The sequence below is a fragment of the Variovorax sp. GW821-FHT10B04 genome (assembly GCF_059415645.1).
Genome location: NZ_JBWKNQ010000006.1, coordinates 299,523 through 323,165, shown reverse-complemented (window position 1 = coordinate 323,165; position 23,643 = coordinate 299,523). Strand labels below are relative to the sequence as shown.

Below are 23,643 nucleotides of genomic sequence, written 5' to 3'. Positions count from 1 at the left end.
ACGCCACCCTCAAATTCAACGGAGCTCTCCATGGCGACAGGCCCTCTCAGCAAGAAACCCGCATCCACCACCGGCAAGTCGCCGATCAGCGCCAACAGCGAGGTCGCGCCCGATCTCGATCAGAAGAGCCACGAGACGCAGAAGTACGGCGAGATCGTCAAGCTGCCCAACGGCCTGTCAGAGAAGGTCTGCAAGGACAGCGTGGCGCTGCTCAACCAGTGCCTCGCCGACACGATCACGCTGCGCGACATGTACAAGAAGCATCACTGGCAAGTCGTCGGCCCGACGTTCAACCAGCTGCACCTCATGTACGACCAGCACTTCGAAGCGCAGGTGCTGCTCGTCGACATCCTGGCCGAACGCATCCAGCTGCTCGGCGGCATCGCGCTCGCCATGGCGGCCGACATCGCCGAGACCACCAAGATCAAGCGCCCGCCGCGTGGCCGCGAACCTGCCGCCGTGCAGATCCGCCGCCTGGCGGAGGCGCACGAGCTGATCATCATCGAGGCCCGGAAAGCCGCCAAGGCGGTGGACGAGGCCGGCGACGACGGCAGCAACGACGTCTTCGTGAGCAACGTGCTGCGCACCAACGAACTGCAGGTCTGGTTCCTGACCGAGCACCTGGTCGCCGCATCGCCGGTCGGCGCCTGAGTCCGCCCCCTCGCGGCCGAACGCGGCGGCTGCGAGGGCCGCATTGCATCGTCGATACGCAGGCCGGCACGGCTGAGGCCGGTCCAGGGAGACAAACCATGGCGCGTTCGCGGTTCGAAGTGCTGGTCATCGGCGGGGAGTCCGGCAGCGCGGACGCCCTGCTGCGGGTTCTCCTGGCACTCGCACCCGTGCCTGAAGTTCCGCTTCTCGCCACCCTGGTCGAAGACACGCGGACGCTGGACCTGCTGGTCCGCACGCTTCAGCGGCATCGGTGGGATGCCGCCTATGCGCGCGAGGGCGAGACGCCCCACGGCCTGCGGCTTTGTCCGGCTGGCCACACCATGACGATCGGGGCCGATGCGAAGCTGAAGGTCGGCAGCGCGACCGGCCATCCGATCGACGCCCTGTTCATCGGCGCGGCCCGGCAGTGGCGCGCGGCCACGGCCGCGCTGCTGCTCAGCGGTTCGGGCAACGATGGAACGGCCGGCCTCATCTCGGTGACCGAATGCAGCGGTGCGCGGCTGGTCCAGAGCCCTGCCGATGCGCCCGCGAAGAGCATCCTGCGGCACGCCATCCTGAACGACGACCCCGAGCAGATCCTGCTGCTGCACGAGATCGCACCGGCACTCGACGCGCTCTTCCTTCGGCGCGCTGCCGCCTGAAGGCGGCCTCGGCCAAGCCCGAGGTCACGACAGGTCGAGCACCGTCCCGTCCGCCAGTTCGCGCCAGCGGATCGGGCTTCCGGCCGGCAGGGTTCCGGCCGACGCCTGCCCCGCCACATGGCGCAAGGTCAGGGTCTTGCCCTCCAGCCGCAAGCGCAGCTCGAAGCCTGGCCACTGCGCTGGTATACGCGGCGTCAGCGACAGGACATCGCCCTTCACCGACAGCCCGAGCAGCGTCTCGATCGCGGCGCGGTGCAGCCATGCGGCGGAGCCGGTGTACCAGCTCCAGCCGCCGCGACCGACATAGGGCGCCGCGCTGTAGACGTCGCCCGCCATCACGTAGGGCTCGAGTTCGTAGGCAGGCCCGCGCAACGGATGCTGCGCACGGTGGGCGGGGCTCAGCCCTTCGAAGCTGTCCCACGCCGCCGCGGCGTCGCCGGACAGCGCCTGCGCCATCATGGCCCACACGCCCGCGTGCGAGTACTGGCCGCCGTTCTCGCGCACACCCGGCGGATAGGCCTGGATGTAGCCCGGGCTGTTGGCCGAATGCGCCAGCGGCGGGTCGAGCAGGCACAGCAGGCCCGCCGCGTCGTCATGCAGCAGCGACTTGAGCGAAGCCATGGCCGGCACGGTGTGTGCCGCATCCGAGGCGCCGGACAGCACCGACCAGGCCTGCGCGATGAGATCGATGCGGCACTCGTCGTTGGCGGCGGAGCCCAGCGGCGCGCCGTTGTCGAAGAAGGCCCGGCGGAACCAGGCGCCGTCCCAGCCGGCGTCGTGGAGCGCGGCGATCCAGCCCCGCCGCGCGTCGCGCCAACGCGTTGCGCGTTCGGTGTCGCCGCGCTTCTCGGCCAGCGGCGCATAGCCCTCGACCACGCTGCACAGGAACCAGGCGAGCCACACCGATTCGCCACGGCCCTCGTGTCCCACGCGGTTCATGCCGTCGTTCCAGTCGCCGGTGCCCATCAGCGGCAGGCCGTGCACGCCCACCGCCAGGCTGTGGTCGATGGCACGCGCGCCGTGTTCGTAGAGGCTCGCGCTCTTGTCGCTCACATGGGGCGGGTAATAGGCGTCCTCGGCGCCGGCCGGGATCGGCGGCCCGTCGATGAAGGGCACGCTGGCCTCCAGCAAGGACACGTCGCCCGTGACCTCGATGTAGTGGGCCGCGGCGTAAGGCAGCCACAGCAGGTCGTCCGAGAAATGCGTGCGCACGCCCGCGCCGCCGGGCATGTGCCACCAGTGCTGCACGTCGCCTTCGGGAAACTGCCGCGCGGCATTCACCAGGATCTGCTCGCGCAGCCGCGCCGGGTCGGTCAGCGCAAAGGCCATCGCGTCCTGCAACTGGTCGCGGAAACCGAAGGCGCCGCCCGCCTGATAGAAGCCGGCCTTCGACCACAGCCGGCAGACCAGCGTCTGGTAGACCAGCCAGCGATTGACCATCGCGTCGAACAGGGGGTCGGGCGTGCGGACCTGCACGCGGCCCAGCAGGTCGTCCCAGAAGCTGCGCGCCTGCACCAGCGCCTCGGCGGTGTCGCGCCCCGTCCAGCGGCGCGCCAGTTGCTGCGCGGCGTCGGCATCGTCCGCATGGCCGAGCAGGAAGCTGAAGCCGGCCTGCTGACCCGGCGCGATGCGCAGTTCACCGGCCACGGCCGCGCAGGCGTCGAGCCCGTTGCCGGCGCGCTCGCGCAACGTGTCGGGCAGCTCGACGCATCCACGTCCGGCGAAGAATTCGCTGCGGTCGCAGGTCCATTGCAGCGGCCCGTCCACGCCGGCCAGTTGCACGAAGCCGGTGCTGCCGCCGAAGCCGCCGCTCGACTCGCGCTGCTGGCCGAACACGGCCGGCAGATCGGCCGTCTTCCAGGTGTGCACCGTGCGCCGGTCGCCGCGCGCGGCGCCGAGCTGCCACTCGACCATCGCGGCGGCGCGAAGCCGACGGACGCCCGCGCCGTCGTTGCGCACCGTCACGCGCACGACCTTCATGCGATCGTCCCGGTCGGCGAAGAACACCGTCTCCAGCGTCAGGCCGCCGTGCCGGCATTCGAAGCGCGTGTAGCCCTGACCGTGCTGCACGCGATGCCGCACCACCTGCGCACCGCGGCTGGCCGGCGTCAGGGGCAGCAGTTCGCGCGTGTCGAGGTCCTGCAGCAGGTAGTGCTCGAAGGCCGGGTCCTGCACCGGGTCGTTCGACCATGGCGTGACCTGGTGCATGCGGCTGTTGACCGACCAGGTGTAGCCGGTGCCGGCCTCCGACACCTGGAAGCCGAAGGACGCATTCGCGATCACGTTCACCCAGGGCTTGGGCGTGCGGCGGTCCTGGGCGACCTCGAAACGGAACTCGCCGCTCTCCGCGTCGAAGCTGCCGACGGGCGCCGTCACCGGCGGCGCGTTGCGGGCGATCTGCGGCAGCAGGCCGATCGGCTTGCGGCGTTCGGCGGACAGGCCCGCCGCCGTGGTCGCTGCATCGCGCAATGCGGCCACCTGCACTTCGAGCGCGCGGCCGTCGGCCGTGAACACCGCGCGGGCCAGGCTCGACAGCGCCGCCTTTTCCGAAGGCGCGACCTCCTGGTCGCGCAGCAGGTAGAAACCCGCCGCGTCGTTGCGCGGAAAGCTGTTGCGCGTCTCGTGCCCGACCCGCGTGCGCAGGGCTTCGATCTCGCGCTGCAGCGGCATCAGGTACGAGCCGGGCTCGCTGTTGAGCACCACCAGGTCGCAGGCGACACCACCGAAGCCCCACCAGGGCTGTGCGCGCAACAAGGTGTTGAGCAGGCCCATGCCGCTGGTCGAATGGATGTGGACCAGCACGATCGGCTTGTCGCCCGAGATGCCGAAGCGCCAGATCTGGCGAAGGTCGATCAGGCCGCGGTCGCTCATCACGCGCGGCGTGGTGTAGGTGAGGATCGTCGTCAGGTCCTGCAGCGCCTGGGTCTTGGCCGGGTCGATGCTCAGGTCGCGCAGCCGCACCTGCGCCAGCGTGGCCGCCATGCGCATGGCACGGTCGACGTGCATCTGCTGCATGTAGCGGTCGATGCGCGGAATGAGCGCATCGAGATGCTCGTCGGCCGCGGTGGCGAAGGTCAGCCGCGCCGTGGCGCCCGCCGGAATCTCGAGCCGCACGCGCAGGCAGGCGACCGGGTCGAGCCCGTTGATCGGCGCACCGTTGGCATCGAACGGTTGCGCGTCGAGCGCCGGCGCCGCCAGCGAGCCGTTGCGGCCGATGAAGGCACGCCGGTCGGCCGTGCATTCGACCGACAGCACGGTGGCATCGGTCGACGCCAGGAAGTGCGCCGCGGCGATCACCGGGTCGCCGTGCAGCCGTGGCTTGCGCGCCATCAGCAGGGCGCGCCAGCGGGGTTCCCAGCGCGTCTCGACGAACAGGTTGGCGAAGGCCGGATGCGCCTCGTCCGCCTTCGGGTTGGACAGCACCGGCTCGAAGTACGACACCAGCTCGATCGTCCGGCCGTGCGCGCCGCTGTTGTGCAGCGCGATGGTGCGCAGCTCGGTGTCGTCTTCCGGGCTGATCAGCACCGTCATGCGCGACTGCAGCCCGGGGCCGTCCGCCTCGAACTGCACCTGGTCCGCCAGGAAGCGGGCGCGGTAGGTCCAGCCGCTGCCCGGCGCGGGCAGCGCCGTGAGCGAGCTGAGCGGCGATGCCGCGGCGTTCCCCGCGATGTCGCGCAGGAAGAAGAAGGTGCCGTAGCCGTCGCGCAGCGGATCGTCGCGCCAGCGGCTCACGTTGAACGAACGCCAGCGGCTCACGCCCGCGCCATTGGCACGCAGTGCGACGGTGTAGCGGCCGTTGGACAGCAGGTGCGTCGGCTGGAAGCCCGGTGCGGCGCCGTCGACCATGCGCGGCTGGAACACCGGCGGCAGATCGCCACTGGTGGGCTCGGGCGGCGAGCGCGGGTCGGCGCTGCCGATGATCTGGCGCGGCGTGCGTTCATGCAGCAGCGACACGTGCGCCTGCACCAGTGGCGCGGCGCCGAACCAGCGGCGCGGCGCGCCCGTGCGCAGCACGTTGCACAGCGACACCAGCGACATGCCCTGGTGGTGCGCCATGAAGTTGCGCACCACGGTGAAGGGTTGGCCCGCCGGCTGGCGTGCGACGGTGAAGTCGACCGCGTCGAAGAAGCCGAACTCGCCGCGCGCACCGATCGTCTCCAGCCAGCGCAGGTTGCGCACCGCGTCGTGCGGCATCAGCAGCGCGGCCATCGCGCTGGCATAGGGCGCCACCACGCGGTCGGTCGGCGGCGTCCGGCGCAGCGCGAGCCGCGGCACGCCGAAGGGCGAATACTGGTAGGCCAGCGAATGGTCCTGCGCCAGGTACGCGGACTCGGACACGCCCCACGGAAGATTCAGCGCCTGGCCGAAGGCCTGCTGTTCGTGGATGGCCGCCAGGTTGGCGACGTGCAGCAGGCCGTTCTCGGGCTCGCCCATCACCAGTGCCGGCATCAGGTACTCGAACATCGAGCCGGACCACGACTTCAGCCCCGGCCGGACACCGACCGACACGAAGGGCCGGCCCAGCGCGACCCAGTGCCGGCGGGGCACGTCGCCTTTCGCGATCGCCAGGAAGCTCAGCAGCCGCGACTCGGACGCGAGCAGGTCGTAGTAGCTGGCGTCGAGCAGGTTCTCGTCGACCCGCAGGCCGATGTGGAACAGGTGGCGCTTGGCGTCGTAGAGGCCGCTGAAGTCCATCACCGCGCAGAGCGCCTCGCACCGGCCGGCGACCGCCACCAGCGCCTCTGCGTCCTGGACGGACGTGTCTTCGGCCTGCGCGAACGACCGGCACGCCTGCGCGACCGCGATCAGGTGGCCCGCGAAGTTGCCGCTGTCGACGCTCGACACATAGGCCGGCGGCAGCATGCGCAGCGTCTGCGTGTCGTACCAGTTGTAGAGATGGCCCTGGTGCTTGTCGAGGCGGTCGACCGTGTCGAGCGTGGCGCCGAGCCGGGTGACCAGCGCGCGGGGGTCGATCCAGCCGAACTCGCGTGCGCAGCAGCAGGCCAGCAGGTACATGCCGATGTTGGTCGGCGATGTGCGGTGCGCCACGGTCGGCTCCGGCTCCAGCTGCAGGTTGTCGGGCGGCAGGTGGTTGTCGTCGGCGCCGACGACATGATCGAAGAAGCGCCAGGTGTCCTGTGCCAACGCATCGAGATAGGCGCGGCGATCGGCGTCCGGCCCGCTGTCGGCCGCCGGCACGCGACTGCTCCACCAGGCGACCACCGGCGCGCAAGCCCACAGCATGAAGAGCACGAAGCCCTGCCATGGATGCGGACTCGCGAGCGAGGCGAAGGCGAGCAGCACGCAGACCGCGCTGGTGAGCGCGCCGCCACGCAGGAACGCCGGCAGGTCGTAGCGGGCCTGCGCCTGCGCCTGCGCCGCGGTCGTCCATTGCAGCAGGCGGCGACGGCTGATCGCCAGCCGCCAGAGCGCCCGCAGCGTGGCGTCGAGCAGCAGGCGGGTCTGTGCCGCGAGCTGGGTGAATTGCCACGCCGCACCCGCCAGCGCGCGCAGCAGTTCGATGGAGCCGACATCGAAGAAGTGGCGCAGCTCGATGCCGCGCCGGGTCGGCACCAGCCCGGCCAGCGCGCCCAGCATCGGGCCGAGCGCCAATGCCGCCGCCACCGCGGCCAACGCCCAGTGCAGCGGCAACGCGGGCGCGAACACGGCCCAGGCCAGCAGCAGCGTCGATGCCGGAACCACCAGCACGCGGCGCAGGTTGTCGGCCATCTTCCAGAGACCGAGCGCGTCGATGCCGAAGCGGCGCGCTCGCCACATCAGGGGCAGCAATTGCCAGTCGCCACGGGTCCAGCGATGCACGCGCGAAGCGGCAACGCCGGCATGGTGCGGATGGTCCTCGATCAGCGACAGGTCGCTCACCACCGCGCAGCGCGCCACGCTGCCTTCGAGAAGGTCGTGGCTGAGCACCGCACCGTCCGGCAACCGGCGGTCCAGCGTGGCATGGACGGCATGGACGTTGAGCAGTCCCTTGCCGACGAAGGAGCCTGCGCCGAACACGTCCTGGTAGATGTCGGACGCGCCGCTGCTGTAGGGGTCGAGCCCGCATTGCCCGGCGAACAGCCAGTGGAAGAACGAGCGCTCATGGCGCTCGGGCAGCGGCGTGACCACGCGCGGCTGCAGGATGCCGAAACCCGCCACCACCCGGCGGCTGGCCGGGTCGATGCGCGGCGCGTTGAGCGGATGCGCCGCGATCGCCACGAGCTCGCGCAGGCTGCCCGGCGGCAGGCCGGTGTCGCTGTCGAGCGTGACGACGTAAGGCGTCGAGCCTGCCAGCGCCAGGCCCGGTGCCAGCGGAAGGAAGCCGGCCGCATCGCCGTCCACCAGCAGCCGCAGCAGCATCTCGAGCTTGCCGCGCTTGCGTTCCCAGCCCATCCAGCAGCGTTCGCCCTCGCTCCAGGTGCGCGGCCGATGCAGCAGCAGGAACCGCGGTGCCGCGCCGGCCGGGCTCGGTTGGCGCGCGTTCAGCGCGGCGATGCGCTGCAGCGCGTCGTCCAGCAGCGCGGCGTCGCCGGGCAGCGTCTGCGCCGGTGCGTCGGCCCAGTCGGTCAGCAAGGCGAATTGCGCATTCGCCTCCCGGTTGGCGAGCCAATGGAGTTCGAGCCGGCGCACGAGCTGCGCCGTCCCGTGCGTCGAACTCAGCAGCGTGGGAATCACCACCAGCACCCGGTGCTCGGCGGGGATGCCCTGCGCGAAATCCAGCCGCGGCAAGGGATGCACGCGCGTCGACTCGGCCAGGATGCGGTGGACCAGCGAGATCATGGCTTCCGACAGCGGCCACGCCAGCAGCGCGAGCATGGCGATCACCGGCCAGCCGAGCGGTTGCCCGAGCCGGTGCCAGCCTTGCACCGTGGCGGCCAGCAGCAGCGCCGTGCCGCCGAGGACGCAGCCGAGGTACACCGGCAACCGCACGCTGCGCGTTGCCGCGCGGTTGCGCGAGTCTTCGACCACCGGGCCGCCCACGTTCACCGGATGCAACGCGGCGATGAGCCGCGGCCGGCCTTCGCCGAACAGGTAATAGCCGGCGGTGCGCACCGCTGGCGCATCGGTCCCTTCCGCTGCGCCGCTCGCCAGCGTGAACACGGCTTCGGCGACGGCGCGCTCCGAGCGCCGGCTCGACCGCGCCACCTGCTCCATCGCGTGCGTGATGTGCTGCCGGGTGAGCTCGCTCTCCAGCGCGTAGCTGGGCAACGCGCACAGCACGCGCAGCGACCGGCTCACCGGTTCGATCCAGGCGGGCCACTCGACCTGCCCGATCAGGCGCAGCGTCGTGATGATGTTGCCGACCGTGAGGTTGGCACTGGCCTGCGTGGCCTGGGCCTCCTCGATCAGCGCCGGGCCGTCGGGGCACCAGGTCTCGGTCCATTGCACGAGCGCGGGCGAATGGGGGCCGCGTTCGACCGGCAGCCGCTGCCAGAGCTGCATGCGGTAACTGCTGTCGAGCCCGCGCCGGGCCAGCGTCTGGTGCAGCTGGTCGAGGTCTTCGGCGCTGAGCGTGTCGGCCGCGTCCCAGACCGCATGGGCGATCTCGCGCGCGACCTTGTTCTGCGCAATGCTTTCAGCCACGCGCCGCAGGTTCTCCAGCAGCACCACCCGCAGGGTCGTCGGCAGCGCCCACAGTTCGCCGAGCGTGAGCTCGTCCACCTCCTGGTAGGCATCGAGAAACGCGGTCAGCAGATCCTTGTTCAACACGCTGTCGGTGTGCGCCACATAGGCCCACGCGATGCCGTACACGCGGGGCAGGCCGGCCAGCGGTGCCACGGCCAGCTTGGGCAGGCGCGCGTAGTAGCTGCGCGGAACCCCTTCGCGGATCTGCTGGAGCTGGGCCTCGACCAGGTGGAAGTTGTCGAGCAGCCATTCGGCGGCGGGCGACACGTAGCGCCCGCTCTGCGAGATCAGCGCGACATAGTCGAAGGCATCGCGCAAGGAGGCCAGGTTGGTTTCGACGCGCGGGAAGAACGGTGGCGTCCGGTGATCGGCGCCGCGCTCCTGCACGACCTGCGCGCGGGCCAGGCTGCGTCCGTGTTCCTCGAAGCGCTGGATGCCGAACAGGTCGGCCCGGATCGGAACGTCGACCGGCTCGTGCGGCGCAAGCAGCAGACGGCGTGCGTATTCACTGAGCGCCGGCAGGCGCTCTGCAACGGAATCGGGGCCCACCGTCAGGCGACGGCGAGCAGGCCGGCACCCACGGCGAGCGCGAGGCAGGCGATCGTGACGATGCGCCCGGCGGCCATGGCACGGAAGTCATGCAGGTTGCTGCGCATCGCGAACCATCGGCCACGCGCCGTCGCGCAATGGCGCATGTGGGTCGCAAGGGCTTCCAGATCGCCGCTGACGAGATCGATCTGTGGACGAAGGGCTGCAGCGGAAGGCGGATAAGGCATGACAACGATTCCTGGGAAAGACGTTTGACCACCGCGGGAATGCGAGAGATGAGTACGTAGCGGCCACGGTGGGGCGTCGATGGGAGGCTTCGCGGGCGCCATGGCGCTGTCCTTCTGTAGGAGGGCAGCGCGCGCACTCGTCCACCGACGCATTCCCGGGCGCCTGCCGCGCGATGCCGGCCTGGCACCTCAGCTGACGCGGTATTCGGCCTGGTCGCCGCGGCAGTATTCGAAGAAGCGTTCGAGTTCGAGCGTCTTGTGGAAGACCTGTTCGGCGCCGAGCGCAAGGCACACGCGCCGGATGTCGGGCTCGGCATGGTTGGACAGCACGACGACCCGCTGCGCCGATGAACGGGCATTGATGGACTGCAGGACGCCGAAGCCCGAGCCCTCCCGCAGATCGACGTCCACCACGGCCAGGTCCCAGGGATTGCCCGCCTGCGTGAGCCAGGCAACCGCATCGGACTCCGAATCGGCCATGCCGATGACCTGGACGCCGGCGAGTTCTTCGAGCGCGAGACCCAGGCCTCGCCTCGCTTCGACGTCGTCCTCGACAAGAAAGGTCGCTCTGTTCATGGCTGATGTCCTTTGTGTGGGTGCCAGTGGGTTCGTGAAACGGCAAGTGCAGTGCGCTCCCGCAGCGCGCGATGTAGGACTTCCGGCGGTCCTGGTGAGCGCCCTGGCTCGCTAGGCGCTCATCACCTTGTCGAGCGTCATCGGCGTGCTGCGCACGCGGCGCCCGGTGGCATGGAAGATCGCGTTGGACACCGCGGCCGCCACGCCGACGATGCCGATCTCGCCCACGCCCTTGGCGCCCAGACGGCTCACGACACGGTCGTCCTCGTTGACGAAGATCACGTCGATGTCGTGGATGTCGGCGTTGACCGCCACGTGGTATTCGCTCAGGTTGTGATTCATGAAGCGGCCCAGCTGGTGGTCGGACAAGGTCTCTTCATGCAGCGCCTGGCTGATGCCCCAGACCACGGCGCCGGTGACCTGGCTGCGCGCGGTCTTGGCATTGATGATCCGGCCGGCGCCGATCGCGCTGACCACGCGGGTCACCCGCACGGTGCCGAGCGCCTCGTCGACCCTGACCTCGCAGAACACCGCCGAGTGGGTGGCCCGCACGTATTTCTTCTGCTCCAGCACGGCCGGCAGCATCAGGTACTTCTCTTCCACACGCGCCTCGCCGGCTGTCGCGAGGAGGTCGACGAGCCGCAGCCTGATCGTGCGGTCCGCCCTGCGCACGAGGCAACCCTCCGCGAATTCGACCTCGTCGAATTTCGCACGCGCGAAGGGTGAGCCCTTGATCTGCCGCGCCATCTTCAGCAGACGCTTTTTCAGCTTCTCGCAGACGCCCTCCACGGCCGAGCCGACTGTCGTGACATGCGACGAGCCCCCTTCGATCGGCGCCACCGGCAAGGTCGAGTCGCCGAGCTGGAAGGTCACGCGCTCCAGCGGCAGCCCCATGGCCGCCGCGGCGATGGTCGCCATGACGGTGTACGTGCCGGTGCCGATGTCGGTCGCGGCGCTGCTCACGACCAGGCGCCCGTCCGCATGGAGCACGGCGCTCGCGCGCGCGAACATCTGCATCGCGTCCCAGGTGCCGGTGGCCATGCCCCAGCCCACGAGCTCGGTGCCCTCGCGCATCGAGCGGGGCTCGAGCGGCCGCCGCGACCAGCCGAAACGCTCCGCGCCCTGCGCATAGCAGGCGCGCAATTCCTTGGTGGAGTACGGCAGGTCGTCCATCGGATTGCGCTCGGCATAGTTCTTCAGGCGCAGCGCCAGCGGATCCATGTGCAGCGCATGGGCCAGCTCGTCCATTGCGACTTCGAGCGCATGCACGCCGTGCGCTGCACCGGGTGCGCGCATGTCGATCGGGCTGTACTGGTCGAGCTCCACCACCTTGTAGCCGAGCTGGATGTCGTCGCACGCATAGAGCTGCCCGGACCAGTTGACCACGACCTCGACGTAGTCCTCGAAGCGCGAGGTCTCGGCGATGGCGTGGTGCGAAATGGCGCGCAGCGTGCCGTCGGTGTCGGCAGCCAGCTTCAGGCGCTGCACGGTTTCGGGCCGATGCCCGAAGGTGAACATCTGCTGGCGCGTGAGCACCACGCGCACCGAGCGCTTCAACCGCAGCGCGGCCATCACCGCGAGCGGCAGCTGATACTGCGGCCGCAGCCCGGAACCGAAGGCGCCGCCAACATAAGGGTTGCGCACCGTCACCTTGTCCTTCGAGATGCCGAACATGTGCGACACATACCAGCGGCTGTTCTGCGAGCTCTGCGTCTTGTCGTAGATCGTGAGGTGGCCATCGGGCTCGACGATCACCGTCGAGGCGAACAGCTCCATCGGGTTGTGGTGTTCCACCCCGCTGTAGTACTCGGCCTCGATCTTCACCGGCGCGGCGGCAAAGGCTGCTTCGGCATCGCCCTTCTCATCGGGTGGCGGCGAGTAGCCCGCCTTCAGCCGGCTCGGCTTGCGCCCCCGGTCGAGGTTCTGCATCAGTTGGGTATCGTGCGGCTCCGTCGCGTAGTGCACCTTGACCAGCGCCGCGGCGTGGCGCGCAGCTTCGAAGCTTTCCGCAACCACAAGCGCGACGGGTTGCCCGCTGTAGAGGATCTTCTCATCGTGCAGGACCCGGAAGGGCGTGCCGCCGGGCGCGGTCATGTCCTTGTAGAAGATGCCCAGCGACCGGGTCTTCGGCTTGTCGAGGTGCGTCAGGATGGACAGAACGCCGGGCACGGCCAGCGCGTCATGCAGGTCGAAGTCGAGGATGCGGCCCTTGGCGATGGTGCTGTTCACCACGACGCCGTGGGCCAAGTCGTCGGCCGGATGCTCGGCGGCATAGCGCGCCCTGCCCGTCACCTTGTCGCGCCCGTCGATGCGCGAGACGGGCATGCCGATATGGACGGCGCCGGTTCCCTCATCGGCCACGGGCGCGCGCAGCGCTTCGATCAGGTCGGTCATCGCGGGTTCTCCTCTGGGTGCGCGTCGGTGGATGCGTCGATGTGCAGGCCGGTGTTGGTGACGGTGCCGGCCGATGCGAGCTCCAGCGCGCGCACGATGGCGCGGCGCGCCAGCGGGATCTTGAAGTCGTTGGCGCCCTGACCCTTCGCGCCGCGCAGCAGCGCATCGGCGAGCATGGCGAAGTTCTCGGGCGTGGTCCGCGCGCCGACGAGCAGCGCCTCGGCCTCGGGCAGGCGCCATGGCTTGTGCGCGACGCCGCCGAGTGCCACCCTGACCTCGCTCACCGTGCCGTCGTCGGCCAGGTCCAGCGCGGCGGCCACCGACACCAGCGCGAAGGCATAGGACGCACGGTCGCGCAGCTTCAGGTAAGCCGAGTGCGCAACGAAGCGGTCGGCATCGGGCAGTTCGATGTGGGTGATCAGTTCGTCCGGCGCCAGGTGCGTGTCGAGATCGGGTCGATCACCGGGCAGCCGGTGGAAGTCGGCGAACGGGATGCGGCGCGTGCCGCCCGTGGACTCGACATGCACGACGGCATCGAGCGCGGCGAGGCCCACGCACATGTCCGACGGATGCACGGCGATGCAATGGTCGCTCGCGCCGAGGATCGCGTGCTGGCGGGTCAGGCCACCGAAGGCGGGGCACCCGCTGCCGGGCACCCGCTTGTTGCAGGGCACGCCGACGTCGTAGAAGTAATGGCAGCGCGTGCGCTGCAGGAGGTTGCCGCCGTTGCTCGCCATGTTGCGGATCTGAGGCGATGCGCCCGCCAGGATCGCGGCGCTCAGCAATGGATAACGGCTGCGGACGACCGGGTGGTAGGCCGTGTCGGCATTGCGTGCGAGCGCGCCGATGCGCAGGCCGCCTTCGGCACTCACGCCGATCCCGGCGAGCGGCAACCCATTGAGGTCGACCAGCCGCGCGGGCAGTGCGACGCGCTCCTTCATCAGGTCGATGAGATTGGTGCCACCGGCAATGAACCGGGTGTCGGGCCGCGGCGCCGCGGCATCCGCGTCGAGCGCCAGCAAGGCCGACCGCGTGTCGGTCGCGGCGACGTAGGCAACGGGCGTCATGCCGGCACCGTCCCGACGATGACGGGTGCGCGTCGCGCGTCGCCCGGCTCGATGCCCATCACGCGCGTCACGGCCTGGACGATCTGCGGATACGCCCCGCAGCGGCACACGTTGCCGCTCATCAGTTCGCGCACGTCGGCGGCGCAGCTCGCCTGCCCTTCGCGCATCAGGCCCACGGCCGAACAGAGCTGGCCCGGTGTGCAGTAGCCGCACTGAAACGCGTCCTCGTCGATGAAGGCCTGCTGCAGCGGATGCAGTGCGTCGCCATTCGCGAGCCCTTCGACCGTCGTCACGCTGCGGCCGTTCTGCATCACGGCCAGCGTCAGGCAGGCGTTGATCCGCCTGCCATCGACCAGCACCGTGCAGGCGCCGCATTGGCCGTGGTCGCAGCCTTTCTTCGTGCCAGTCAGCGCCAGGCGATCTCGCAGCAGGTCGAGCAGCGTGACCCATGCCGCGACCTGCAGGGTGTGGGGCGTTCCGTTGACGTCGAGGTGGAGCGGATAGACGGGAATCGTCTGCGCTGGAGGCAGGTCGGCATGCATGCGAGGCCCTTCGTTGGGGTGGAACGTCGTGGTGGTTGGGTTGGACCTTCGGGTGCCGGAGATGCCGCACTTGTGGGACAAGCGCGCGACACGATTTCGGCGCCGTGGTCGTTGGCTGGGCAGAGGCGGGTTCTTGGCTGACACGGACATGCGGCCTCGCGCCGCCTGTGGACCTGCACCGGTTTCGTACAAGCAGCATCGACCACGTTGTCTGGTCGCCAGGATGCCCCCGATGCCCATGCCGATTTCCCGCGTCGCCACAGCGACTGCCCGTTCACGCGCCGCCGCCGCGGCCTGGCGCCATTGCCATGAATGACCACCCCCGCTTCGAGCCCGATACCCATCCCGCTGGTGGATGGGGTTCGATCAAGGCGGTCGCCACCTACCTGCTGCGCGAGGGCGTCACCGTGCGAGGAAGTCGCGCGCTGGCCGTCCAGAACAAGCCAGGCGGCTTCTCCTGCGTGAGTTGCGCATGGGCCAAGCCCGGCAAGCCGCACGTGGCGGAGTTCTGCGAGAACGGCGCCAAGGCCACCGCGTGGGAACTGACCAGCCACCGCGCTGCCGCCGACTTCTTTGCGTCGCACACGCTCGCCGAACTGGAAGGCTGGAGCGACCACGCGCTCGAAGAGGCGGGCCGCCTGACCGTGCCGATGCGCTGGGACGCCGCCACCGACCGCTATGTCGAGCTGGGTTGGGACGAGGCCTTCGCGGGCATCGGCGCGGAACTGAAGGCCCTGCAGGCCGGCGACCCCGACAGCGTCGTGTTCTATGCGTCGGGCCGCGCATCGCTCGAGGCCAGCTACATGTACCAGCTGCTCGCACGGCTGTATGGCAACAACAACCTGCCGGACAGTTCGAACATGTGCCACGAGAGCACCTCGGTCGGCCTGCCCCAGACCATCGGCGTGCCGGTGGGCACGGTGACGCTCGACGATTTCGATCACACCGATGCGATCTTCTTCTTCGGCCAGAACCCCGGCGTGAACAGCCCGCGCATGCTGCATCAGCTGCAGGACGCGCGCCGCCGCGACGTGCCGATCGTCACCTTCAATCCGCTGCGGGAGCGCGGCCTGGTGAGCTTCGCGAACCCGCAGTCGCCAGTGGAGATGCTCACGCCCGCACAGACCACCGTCAGCACGCAGTACCTGCAGTTGCGGATCGGCGGCGATCTCGCAGCTATCACGGGCATGTGCAAGCTGCTGCTCGAATGGGACGACGCGGCGCTGCGCGACGGCGGCGAGCGCGTGCTGGACGCCGACTTCATCGCGCAGCACACCAGCGGCTTCGACGCCTTCGCCGACATCGTGCGGAACACCCCATGGGCCGGCATCGAGGCGGAGTCCGGCCTGCCGCGAGAAGAGATCGAAGCCGCCGCAGCGACGTACGCCAAGGCACGGGCCGTGATCGCCGTCTACGGCATGGGGCTGACCCAGCATCGCAAGGGCGTTCACAACGTGCAGATGGTGTCCAACCTGCTGCTGATGCGCGGCAACATCGGCAAGCCCGGCGCGGGGATCTGTCCGGTGCGCGGCCATTCGAACGTGCAGGGGCAGCGCACCGTCGGCATCACCGAGAAGCCGGAGCTGGCGCCGCTGGACAAGCTGGCCGAGCTCTATGCCTTCGAGCCGCCGCGCAAGAAGGGGCTCAACACGGTCGAGACCTGCCAGGGCGTGCTCGACGGCAGCGTGCGCGGCTTCGTCGGCCTGGGCGGCAACTTCATCCGTGCGGTGCCGGAAACCGCGCGGATGGAAGCCGCATGGCGCGACTTGCGGCTGACCGTGCAGATCGCCACGAAGCTCAACCGCAGCCATCTGGTGCATGGCGAAGTCGCCTATCTGCTGCCATGCCTCGGGCGCATCGAGGTCGACCGGCAGGCCGGCGGAGAACAGACCGTGGCCATCGAGGACTCGACCGGCTTCATGCACGCGTCGGTCGGCGTTGCGGAGCCCGCGGCACCCACGCTGCGGTCCGAGGCCGCGATCATCGCGGGCATCGCCCAGGCCACGCTGCCGCCGAACCCGAAGGTGCCGTGGTCCGACTGGGCCGGCGACTACGCGCAGGTCCGTGCCGCCATCGAAGCGACCTTCCCGGCCATCTTCCGCGACTTCGAGACGCGCTTTCGCCAGCCGGGCGGCTTTCATCGCCCCATACCGGCGCGCGATCGGGTCTGGAAGACGAAGTCCGGCAAGGCCACCTTCATGCCGATCGACAGCCTGGTGGCCGACCCCGACACGCCCGAGCGCAGCGCGGACGCGCTGCGGCTCATGACGGTGCGCAGCGACGACCAGTTCAACACCACCATCTACAGCCTGGACGACCGCTTTCGCGGCGTTTACGGCACGCGCCGCGTGCTGTTCATGCATGCGGACGACATCGAAAGGCTCGGTTTCGCCGAAGGCGACATGGTGGTGGCCACCACCGATGTCGACGACGGCCATCTGCGCGAGGTGGCGGGCCTGCGGGTCACGCCTTTCGACATCCCGCGCGGCTGCGTGGCCGGCTACTACCCCGAATGCAATCCGCTGCTGCCGCTGTCGCACCACGCGGAACAAAGCCAGGTGCCGGCCGCCAAGTCGATACCCGTGCGCCTTCGCATCGCATCACCACAAGGAGCTCCCCATGAATGAAACCCACACGCCGCCACCGCTGAGCTCGGGCGCCGCGCCGCTGCGCTACCAGCCGTCCTTCGAGACGCCGGAAGACGACGAGGCCGAGACGGCCAGCGAACTGATGAAGCAGATGCACAAGATCGCCGAGACGGTCGCCAAGGACGAGGGGCACGCCTTCCGCAGCGTGCATGCCAAGAGCCACGGCCTGCTGCTGGGCACGCTCGAGGTGCTGCCGGGCCTGCCCGCGCATCTTGCGCAGGGCGCTTTCGCCCAGCCCGGCCGCTGGCCGGTCGTGATGCGCCTGTCGACGCCGCCCGGCGATCTGCTGGACGACCGCGTGTCGACGCCGCGCGGGCTGGCCGTCAAGATCGTCGGCGTGACGGGCGAACGTCTCCCGGGCACCGAAGGGGACGTGACGCAGGACTTCGTGATGATCAACGGCCCGGCCTTCAGCGTGGGCACGCCCAAGAAGTTCCTCACCAATCTGAAGCTGCTGGCCGCGACGACCGACAAGGCACCCGGCCTGAAGCGGGTCCTGTCGGCCACCTTCCGCGGCCTGGAGTCGCTGGTCGAAAAGGTCGGCGGAGAGAGCGCGACGCTCAAGTCGCTCGGCGGGCATCCCGAGACGAACATCCTCGGGGAGACCTTCTACACGCAGGTGCCGCTGCTGTACGGCCCGTACATGGCCAAGCTGTCGGTCGCTCCGGTCTCGCCCGAACTGGTGGCGCTCACCGATGCGCCCGTCGACATGGACGACCGGCCCGATGCGCTGCGCGACGACGTCCTCGCGCATTTCGCGCGCAGCGGCGGTGTCTGGGAAGTCCGTGTCCAGCTGTGCACCGACCTCGAGGCCATGCCGATCGAGGATGCGTCGGTGGTCTGGCCGGAAGACCGGAGCCCGTACGTGACGGTCGCGCGCATCACCGCGCTACCGCAGGTGTCGTGGAGCCCGGCGCGTTCCGCAGCTGTGGACGATGGCCTGTCGTTCACCCCGTGGCATTCGCTGGCTGCGCACCGGCCGCTCGGGTCGGTCATGCGGGTGCGCCGGGCGGTGTATGAGGCCAGCGCGCGCTTCCGGGCGCTGGCGAACAAGACGCCCGTGCAGGAACCTTCGCGGCTGGATTCGCTGCCGGACTGAGCGGCGGCCCCGGGCCTGCCGGCGCCCTTCAGGCTTTTTCGGCCTGCGCGCGCCGACCGGCCTTCTTCGCCGCGGCCACTGGCGGCGCGTCCTCGACCTCGACCGCGGAGGCCAGCGCGGCTGCGGGCACCGGCAGCACCGCCTGCCCCAGCGGCATGCTCGCGATCGCATCGGCATACACGTTGCCGCCGCTGGAGATGTGGCCGGTCATGGCGCGATAGGCGGCGTCCTCGTCGCCCGCGACGATCGCCTGCAGCAGGATCTGGTGTTCGGCCAGCGAGTTGCGGATGCGGTTGGGCCGGTCGAACAGCGCGCGCTGCGGGTGCCGCATGCGGATGCGCATGGCGCGCAGCTGGCGCGCCAGCACGTCGTTGAGGCTGCCGTCGTAGATGATCTCGTGGAAGACGCGGTTGGCCTGCCCATAGGCCTCGGCGTCGTCCTTCTCGGCCGCACGGCCGCAGGCTTCGTGGGCGTCGGCCAGCTGCTTGCGCTGGGCCGCGGGCATCCGCCGTGCCGACAGGCGCGCGGCCAGCCCTTCGAGCTCCATCAGGATCTCGAGCATCGCGATGTATTCGGGCAGCGAGAGGCTGGCCACCACCGCGCCCTGCCGCGGCAGCGTGATGACGAGGCCGGCCGACACCAGCTGGAGGATCGCCTCGCGGGCCGGCGTGCGGGACACCTCGAAGCGGTCCATCAGTTCCTGCTCGTCGATGCGGGAGCCAGGGTTCAGCTTGCCGGAGGTGATCTCGCTTTCCAGCGCCTCGCGAATCTTGTCGCTCAGGTTGATACGGGGGGAACGAGGCATGTGGAACTCCTCACTGGATTTTATCGAGCGACATGGCGGCGGCGGACGGGCTCTGGTCAGTGCGCCGCGCCGCCGGCCGCAGCTTCGGCCGCGGCGGCGCCCGCATGGGCGCGCATCGTGTCGTCGAACCGGTCGAAGCGTGCCGCCACGAAGGCCGGCCGCTGCCGCATCGCGCGCCACCATGCGGCCACGCGCGGATGCGCATCGGCCACCCCCGGCACATCGGACATGAGCGCCTGCGGTGCGAGTTCGTCGATGCGCGCGATGAAGGGCGCCGCCGCGATGTCGGCCAGCGAATAGCGCCCGCCGACCAGCCAGCCACTGCCGTCGTCGGCAAGCATCGCTTCCATCCGGTCCACGATCAGCAGCAGCTTCTGCAGCGCCGCGGCCTTCTCTTCGTCGGTGTACGGCCGCCGAGCGATGCGGGCCCAGGCCTCGCGCCGCTCGGCCGTCGGAATGCGCGCCAGCTTCTCCTGCAGCTGCGCGTCGCTCCACTGGCTGGCACTGGGCTGCAGCGCCAGGCTCCAGTTCAGGATCAGCAGGTTGGGCAGGCACTTCTCGTCGGTCCAGCGCACGAAGTTGCGCATCACGGCGCGCGCGTAGGGGTCGGCCGGCCGCAAAGGCGGCTCGGGATGCACATCGTCGAGGTACTCGCAGATCGTCGAGCTTTCGTACAGCGAGCGGCCCGGTTCGAGCAGCAGCGCCGGCACCACGCCGTTCGGGTTCAGCGCAAGGAAGGCCGGCGAATGCTGCTCCTGCCTGCCCATGTCGATCGGCACGCTCTCGTAGGCCAGGCCCTTTTCGGCGAGGCAGAGCCGCACGCGGCGCGAGGCGCTGGACAGCCAGCCGTGGAAGAGTTTCATGGTGCGGCGATCCGTTGCGTTCATGGGATGAGCACGGGCGCGCCGGTGGTGGCGCGGCCTTCGAGCTCGCGGTGCGCGCGGCGCACATCGGTCAGCGCGTAGCGGTGCTTCACGTCGAGGCGCACCGTGCCCTCGGCCACCGCGCCGAACAACGCCGCCGCGGCGGCCCGCAGCTCGGCCGGTTCGGCGATGAAGCTGCGCAGCGTCGGACGGCACACGCTCAGCGACTTCGCGTGGAGCCGCTGCAGGTCGAAGCCCTCGACGTCGCCCGAGGCCGTGCCGTAGTTGATCGCGATGCCGCGCGTCTTCAGGCAGGCCAGCGACGGCACGAAGACGTCCTTGCCGACCGCGTCGTAGACCACCGCGACGCCGGCGCCACAGGTGAACTCGAGCGTGCGCGCGACGAAGTCCTCGCGACGGTAGTGGATGACGTGATGGCAGCCGTGCGCGAGCGCCACGGCCGCCTTGTCGTCGGACCCGACGGTGCCGATCACGGTCGCGCCGAGCGCCCGCGCCCACTGCGACAGGATCACGCCCATGCCGCCCGCGGCCGCATGCACCAGCACCGCGTCGCCGGGGCGCACCACGTACAGCCGGCGCAGCAGGTATTCGGCCGTGAGCCCGCGCAGCAGGTTGGCGCCCGCCATCTCCTGCGAGAAGCCGTCGGGCAGCGGAATCACGCGGCCGGCCTGCACGTTGCGCGTCACCTGGTAGGCGCCCGGCTGCAGGTACGCCACCGGCTGCCCCACGCGCAGGCCCGCCACGCCCTCGCCCAGCGCCGCCACCACGCCCGCGCCCTGCGCACCGAGCGTGATCGGAAACGCGGCGGCGCCATGCGCGCTGTGCGGCCCGTGCGCGCCCTTGCGTTCGTAGACATCGGCGAAGTTGAGCCCGATCGCGGTCTGGCGGATCTGCACTTCGCCCGGTGCGGGCGGCGGCACGTCGACCTCGACGACCTGGAGCACGTCCGGGTCGCCGTGGCTGTGGATGTGGATGGCGGTGCTTTTCATGCGCCGATTCTAGGTTTCATCGTGTTTTTTCGTGATTCATAAATATACGGATAAACACTATCTAAATTTATTAAGACATCGTCCGTACACTACGCCGCGCCGGCCAAGGTGCCGCGAACAACATACGGAGACAAGCGACATGCCCATCGACAGACGACAGTTCAGCGCGTTCATGGCCGTTGCCGCGGCCGCCCCGTGGGCGCGGGCCCAGGCGCAGGCCGCGGCACCGTTGGCCGCCCTGCACGAGGCCGCGAAGAAGGAAGGAGAGATGACCTGGTACATCGTCTTCCTGCCCTCCGAGGACGCGGAAATGATGGCCCGCGCCTTCAGCGCGCGCTACCCGGGCATCAAGGTGAACGTGGTGCGCACCACGGCCCAGGTCGCGTTCCAGCGGCTCAACCAGGACCTGAAGGCGGGCACCGCGAACTGCGACGTCTATTCGTCCTCGGACATCGGGCACTACGTCGATCTGAAGGCGCGCAAGCTGCTCGCGAAGTTCACGCCGGCCTCGGCCGCGCTGATGGACCCGCGCCTGCAGAACATCGACCCCGACGGCTACTACCACGTGGCGAGCGTCGCGATGATTGGCCTGATCTACAACACCGCCAAGGTCAAGCCGGCCGACGCCCCGGCCAGCTGGAACGACCTGACCGACCCGAAATGGCGCGGGCTGGTGTCGGTCGCGCACCCGGGCTTCAGCGGCTTCGTCGGCGCCTGGGCGATCGAGATGCGCAAGCTCTACGGCGACGGCTGGTTCAAGAAGCTGGCGGACAACAAGCCGCAGGTCGGCCGCTCGACCATCGACACGGTGACGACGGTCAACTCGGGCGAGCGCTCGATCTCCGGCGGCCCGATCAACCTGGCGGCGGCGGTCGCGGCCAAGGGCAACCCGCTGGCGATCGTCGCGCCGAAGGAAGGGCCGGTGCTGATCATGTCGCCCTCGGGGATCATGGCCAACGCGCCGCATCCGAACGCGTCGAAGCTGTTCATGGAATGGCTGCTGGTCAGCGAGGACACCGACCGCATCGCAAGCGAGCTGTACGGCATTCCGAAGCGCGCGGGCGCCAGGCCGCGCCAGGGTGTGCTCGGCCTGGGCGACGTGAAGACCGTGCTGCGGCCGACCGCGCAGGAGTCGGTGAAGCAGCTGCCCGAGATCATCGAGCTGTGGAAAGACGCGTTCGGTGTCTGAGACGACCGCCATCGCCGCGCCGCTGACGCGCCCGCGCCTGCCGAGCCGCAGCCGGCTGGCCGATCCGTCGGTCTGGCTGTTCGGCTCGCTGATCGTGCTGCTCGTGCTGCTGGTCGCCAACCCGATCCTGCGGCTGCTCTGGGACAGCTTCCACACCGCTGGCGGCGCGCTGTCGTTCAGCAGCTACGCCGCGGCGCTGGGCAAGATGCGCAACCTGCAGGCGCTGCTCAATTCGCTCTACCTGGGGCTGGCGGTGACGGCCGTCGCGCTGGCGCTGGGCGTGCCGCTGGCGCTGGCGGTGTCGCGCACCAACATGCCGGGGCGCACCTTCACGCACGTGAGCGTGCTGGCCGCCTTCGTGATGCCGAACTTCCTCGGCGCGATCGCCTGGATCCTGCTGGCCGGGCCGAACGCGGGCTGGCTCAACCGGCTCTGGACGGCGCTGTTCGCGACCGACAAGGGGCCGCTCAACATCTTCAGCTTCTGGGGTCTGGCCTTCGTCATCGCGCTCTACACCTACCCGCTGATCTACGTGTTCACCAAGTCCGCGCTGGACCTGGTGTCGACCGAGCTGGAAGACGCCGCCGCCATCCACGGCGCCGGCAAGCTGCGCACGCTCACGCGCGTCACGCTGCCGCTGGTGCTGCCGTCGATCATCGGCGCGTCGATCCTGATCTTCCTGGAGTCGATCGCGCTCTACGGCACGCCGGCGCTGATCGCCATTCCCGCGGGCATCAACCTCGCGACGACGCAGATCGTGTCCTTCTTCGAATACCCGCTGCGGGTGGAGCAGGCGGCCGCGTTCTCGATGCCGATCCTCGCGCTGACCATCGTGATGCTCTACCTGCAGCGCCGCCTGCTGTCGCGCAAGGGCTTCGTGTCGGTGTCGGGCAAGGGCGGCGAGCGCCGGCCCTTCGACATCGGCGCCTGGAAGTGGCCGCTGCTGGGCTATTCGGTGCTGGTGTCGGTGCTCAGCGTCGTGCTGCCGCTGGTGATCCTGGTGCTGGCCTCGCTGTCCAAGGCCTGGGGCCGCGGCTTCACCGGCGGCAACCTCACCTTCGCCAACTTCCACACCGTGTTCTTCGAGCAGCTCACCGTGCGTTCGGCGCTGCTCAACACGGTGCTGTATTCCGGCGCCACGGCACTGATCTGCGTGGGCATGGGCATGTGCGTGGCCTATGCGACGCAGCGCCGGCTCACGCCCTTCCCGACGCTGGTCCAGTTCCTGGCGCTGGCACCGGTCGCGGTGCCGGGGCTGATCCTGGCCATCGGTCTCTATGCCGCCTACGCCGGGCCGCCCTTCTCGCTCTACGGCACCGGGGCGCTGATCGTGGTCGCGTTCACCACGCGCTTCCTGCCGATAGCCGTCACGGCCTGCGGCGCGGGCATCCGCTCGCTCAACCCCGAGCTGGAAGAAGCCGTGCGCATCCTCGGCGGCGGCCGGATCACGGCACTGACGAAAGTGGTCGCGCCGCTGCTGAGCAAGACGCTGGTCGGCGCCTTCGTGCTGGTCTTCGTGATCTGCACCAAGGAGCTGTCGACCGCCGTCTTCCTGACCGGGCCCGCCTCGCGCGTGGTGTCGGTGCTCACGCTCGACCTGAGCGAACAGGGCAATTACGAAGTGCTCGCGACCATGGGCGTGGTGCTGGTCGTGGTGGTCACGCTGGTGGTCGGCATCGGCATGCGCATTGCCGGCCGGGATTTCATGTTGCGCCGTTCCTGAAAGGCTTTGCCG

15 protein-coding genes are annotated in these 23,643 nt (G+C 69.7%); 6 read left to right on the top strand and 9 right to left on the bottom strand.

The window, feature by feature from the left end; all coding sequences use genetic code 11:
• Positions 1-30 precede the first annotated feature (30 nt).
• Together AC07PZ_RS17675 and AC07PZ_RS17670 are read left to right on the top strand one after the other, a co-directional pair.
• On the top strand, positions 31-651 hold the full coding sequence (locus tag AC07PZ_RS17675) for a Dps family protein (RefSeq protein ID WP_495296423.1): 621 nt from the start codon (positions 31-33) through the stop codon (positions 649-651).
• Between the two features lie 98 nt (positions 652-749).
• The gene (locus AC07PZ_RS17670) at positions 750-1,313 is read left to right on the top strand and encodes a chemotaxis protein CheB (protein ID WP_495296422.1); all 564 of its coding nucleotides are present in this window, start codon (positions 750-752) and stop codon (positions 1,311-1,313) included.
• A gap of 24 nt (positions 1,314-1,337) precedes the next feature.
• Here AC07PZ_RS17670 and AC07PZ_RS17665 read toward each other — a convergent pair whose 3' ends face one another.
• The 6 genes from AC07PZ_RS17665 to AC07PZ_RS17640 all read right to left on the bottom strand — a co-directional run bounded on the left by AC07PZ_RS17665 (position 1,338) and on the right by AC07PZ_RS17640 (position 14,294).
• A complete protein-coding gene (locus AC07PZ_RS17665) occupies positions 1,338-9,488 on the bottom strand; it encodes a glycoside hydrolase family 94 protein (RefSeq protein ID WP_495296421.1) in 8,151 nt (2,716 codons plus the stop codon).
• Between the two features lie 2 nt (positions 9,489-9,490).
• On the bottom strand, positions 9,491-9,715 hold the full coding sequence (locus AC07PZ_RS17660) for a hypothetical protein (RefSeq protein WP_495296420.1): 225 nt from the start codon (positions 9,713-9,715) through the stop codon (positions 9,491-9,493).
• 189 nt (positions 9,716-9,904) lie between these two features.
• Positions 9,905-10,291, bottom strand: a complete 387-nt coding sequence (locus AC07PZ_RS17655) for a response regulator (RefSeq protein ID WP_495296419.1) — start codon at positions 10,289-10,291, stop codon at positions 9,905-9,907.
• 111 nt (positions 10,292-10,402) lie between these two features.
• Positions 10,403-12,685 carry a xanthine dehydrogenase family protein molybdopterin-binding subunit gene (locus tag AC07PZ_RS17650; RefSeq protein WP_495296418.1) on the bottom strand — a complete coding sequence of 761 codons (2,283 nt, stop codon included), beginning with the start codon at positions 12,683-12,685 and terminating at the stop codon, positions 10,403-10,405.
• Positions 12,682-13,752: an FAD binding domain-containing protein gene (locus AC07PZ_RS17645; protein WP_495296417.1), complete on the bottom strand. Its 1,071-nt coding sequence runs from the start codon at positions 13,750-13,752 to the stop codon at positions 12,682-12,684. Before AC07PZ_RS17645 ends, AC07PZ_RS17650 begins: the two co-directional genes overlap by 4 nt.
• A complete protein-coding gene (locus tag AC07PZ_RS17640) occupies positions 13,749-14,294 on the bottom strand; it encodes a (2Fe-2S)-binding protein (protein WP_495296416.1) in 546 nt (181 codons plus the stop codon). Before AC07PZ_RS17640 ends, AC07PZ_RS17645 begins: the two co-directional genes overlap by 4 nt.
• Before the next feature lie 308 nt (positions 14,295-14,602).
• Here AC07PZ_RS17640 and AC07PZ_RS17635 point away from each other — a divergent pair, with 308 nt between their 5' ends.
• Complete coding sequence (locus AC07PZ_RS17635; RefSeq protein WP_495296415.1) at positions 14,603-16,921, top strand: FdhF/YdeP family oxidoreductase; 2,319 nt, start codon at positions 14,603-14,605, stop codon at positions 16,919-16,921.
• Positions 16,914-18,041: a catalase family protein gene (locus tag AC07PZ_RS17630; RefSeq protein ID WP_495296414.1), complete on the top strand. Its 1,128-nt coding sequence runs from the start codon at positions 16,914-16,916 to the stop codon at positions 18,039-18,041. Before AC07PZ_RS17635 ends, AC07PZ_RS17630 begins: the two co-directional genes overlap by 8 nt.
• 28 nt (positions 18,042-18,069) lie before the next feature.
• Here the strand turns inward: AC07PZ_RS17630 and AC07PZ_RS17625 are convergent, their stop codons facing one another.
• The 3 genes from AC07PZ_RS17625 to AC07PZ_RS17615 are packed head-to-tail and all read right to left on the bottom strand — an operon-like array spanning position 18,070 to position 20,719.
• Positions 18,070-18,846 carry a GntR family transcriptional regulator gene (locus tag AC07PZ_RS17625; RefSeq protein ID WP_495296413.1) on the bottom strand — a complete coding sequence of 259 codons (777 nt, stop codon included), beginning with the start codon at positions 18,844-18,846 and terminating at the stop codon, positions 18,070-18,072.
• A gap of 56 nt (positions 18,847-18,902) precedes the next feature.
• Positions 18,903-19,709 (bottom strand): glutathione S-transferase family protein, encoded by an 807-nt coding sequence (locus tag AC07PZ_RS17620; protein WP_495296412.1) that lies wholly within the window; start codon positions 19,707-19,709, stop codon positions 18,903-18,905.
• Between the two features lie 20 nt (positions 19,710-19,729).
• A complete protein-coding gene (locus AC07PZ_RS17615; protein WP_495296411.1) occupies positions 19,730-20,719 on the bottom strand; it encodes a quinone oxidoreductase family protein in 990 nt (329 codons plus the stop codon).
• 139 nt (positions 20,720-20,858) lie between these two features.
• Here AC07PZ_RS17615 and AC07PZ_RS17610 point away from each other — a divergent pair, with 139 nt between their 5' ends.
• Together AC07PZ_RS17610 and AC07PZ_RS17605 are read left to right on the top strand one after the other, a co-directional pair.
• Positions 20,859-21,908, top strand: a complete 1,050-nt coding sequence (locus AC07PZ_RS17610) for an ABC transporter substrate-binding protein (protein WP_495296410.1) — start codon at positions 20,859-20,861, stop codon at positions 21,906-21,908.
• The gene (locus AC07PZ_RS17605) at positions 21,901-23,631 is read left to right on the top strand and encodes an ABC transporter permease (protein WP_495296409.1); all 1,731 of its coding nucleotides are present in this window, start codon (positions 21,901-21,903) and stop codon (positions 23,629-23,631) included. Before AC07PZ_RS17610 ends, AC07PZ_RS17605 begins: the two co-directional genes overlap by 8 nt.
• The last annotated feature ends 12 nt before the right edge of the window (positions 23,632-23,643 follow it).

Excerpts from the sequence above, each read along its gene's own strand:
- AC07PZ_RS17630 (WP_495296414.1), top strand. The coding sequence starts at position 16,914 with ATGAATGAAACCCACACGCCGCCACCGCTGAGCTCGGGCGCCGCGCCG.
- AC07PZ_RS17620 (WP_495296412.1), bottom strand. The coding sequence starts at position 19,709 with ATGAAACTCTTCCACGGCTGGCTGTCCAGCGCCTCGCGCCGCGTGCGG.
- AC07PZ_RS17640 (WP_495296416.1), bottom strand. The coding sequence starts at position 14,294 with ATGCATGCCGACCTGCCTCCAGCGCAGACGATTCCCGTCTATCCGCTC.
- AC07PZ_RS17655 (WP_495296419.1), bottom strand. The coding sequence starts at position 10,291 with ATGAACAGAGCGACCTTTCTTGTCGAGGACGACGTCGAAGCGAGGCGA.
- AC07PZ_RS17615 (WP_495296411.1), bottom strand. The coding sequence starts at position 20,719 with ATGAAAAGCACCGCCATCCACATCCACAGCCACGGCGACCCGGACGTG.
- AC07PZ_RS17645 (WP_495296417.1), bottom strand. The coding sequence starts at position 13,752 with ATGACGCCCGTTGCCTACGTCGCCGCGACCGACACGCGGTCGGCCTTG.
- AC07PZ_RS17660 (WP_495296420.1), bottom strand. The coding sequence starts at position 9,715 with ATGCCTTATCCGCCTTCCGCTGCAGCCCTTCGTCCACAGATCGATCTC.
- AC07PZ_RS17635 (WP_495296415.1), top strand. The coding sequence starts at position 14,603 with ATGAATGACCACCCCCGCTTCGAGCCCGATACCCATCCCGCTGGTGGA.
- AC07PZ_RS17670 (WP_495296422.1), top strand. The coding sequence starts at position 750 with ATGGCGCGTTCGCGGTTCGAAGTGCTGGTCATCGGCGGGGAGTCCGGC.
- AC07PZ_RS17650 (WP_495296418.1), bottom strand. The coding sequence starts at position 12,685 with ATGACCGACCTGATCGAAGCGCTGCGCGCGCCCGTGGCCGATGAGGGA.
- AC07PZ_RS17625 (WP_495296413.1), bottom strand. The coding sequence starts at position 18,846 with ATGCCTCGTTCCCCCCGTATCAACCTGAGCGACAAGATTCGCGAGGCG.
- AC07PZ_RS17610 (WP_495296410.1), top strand. The coding sequence starts at position 20,859 with ATGCCCATCGACAGACGACAGTTCAGCGCGTTCATGGCCGTTGCCGCG.
- AC07PZ_RS17675 (WP_495296423.1), top strand. The coding sequence starts at position 31 with ATGGCGACAGGCCCTCTCAGCAAGAAACCCGCATCCACCACCGGCAAG.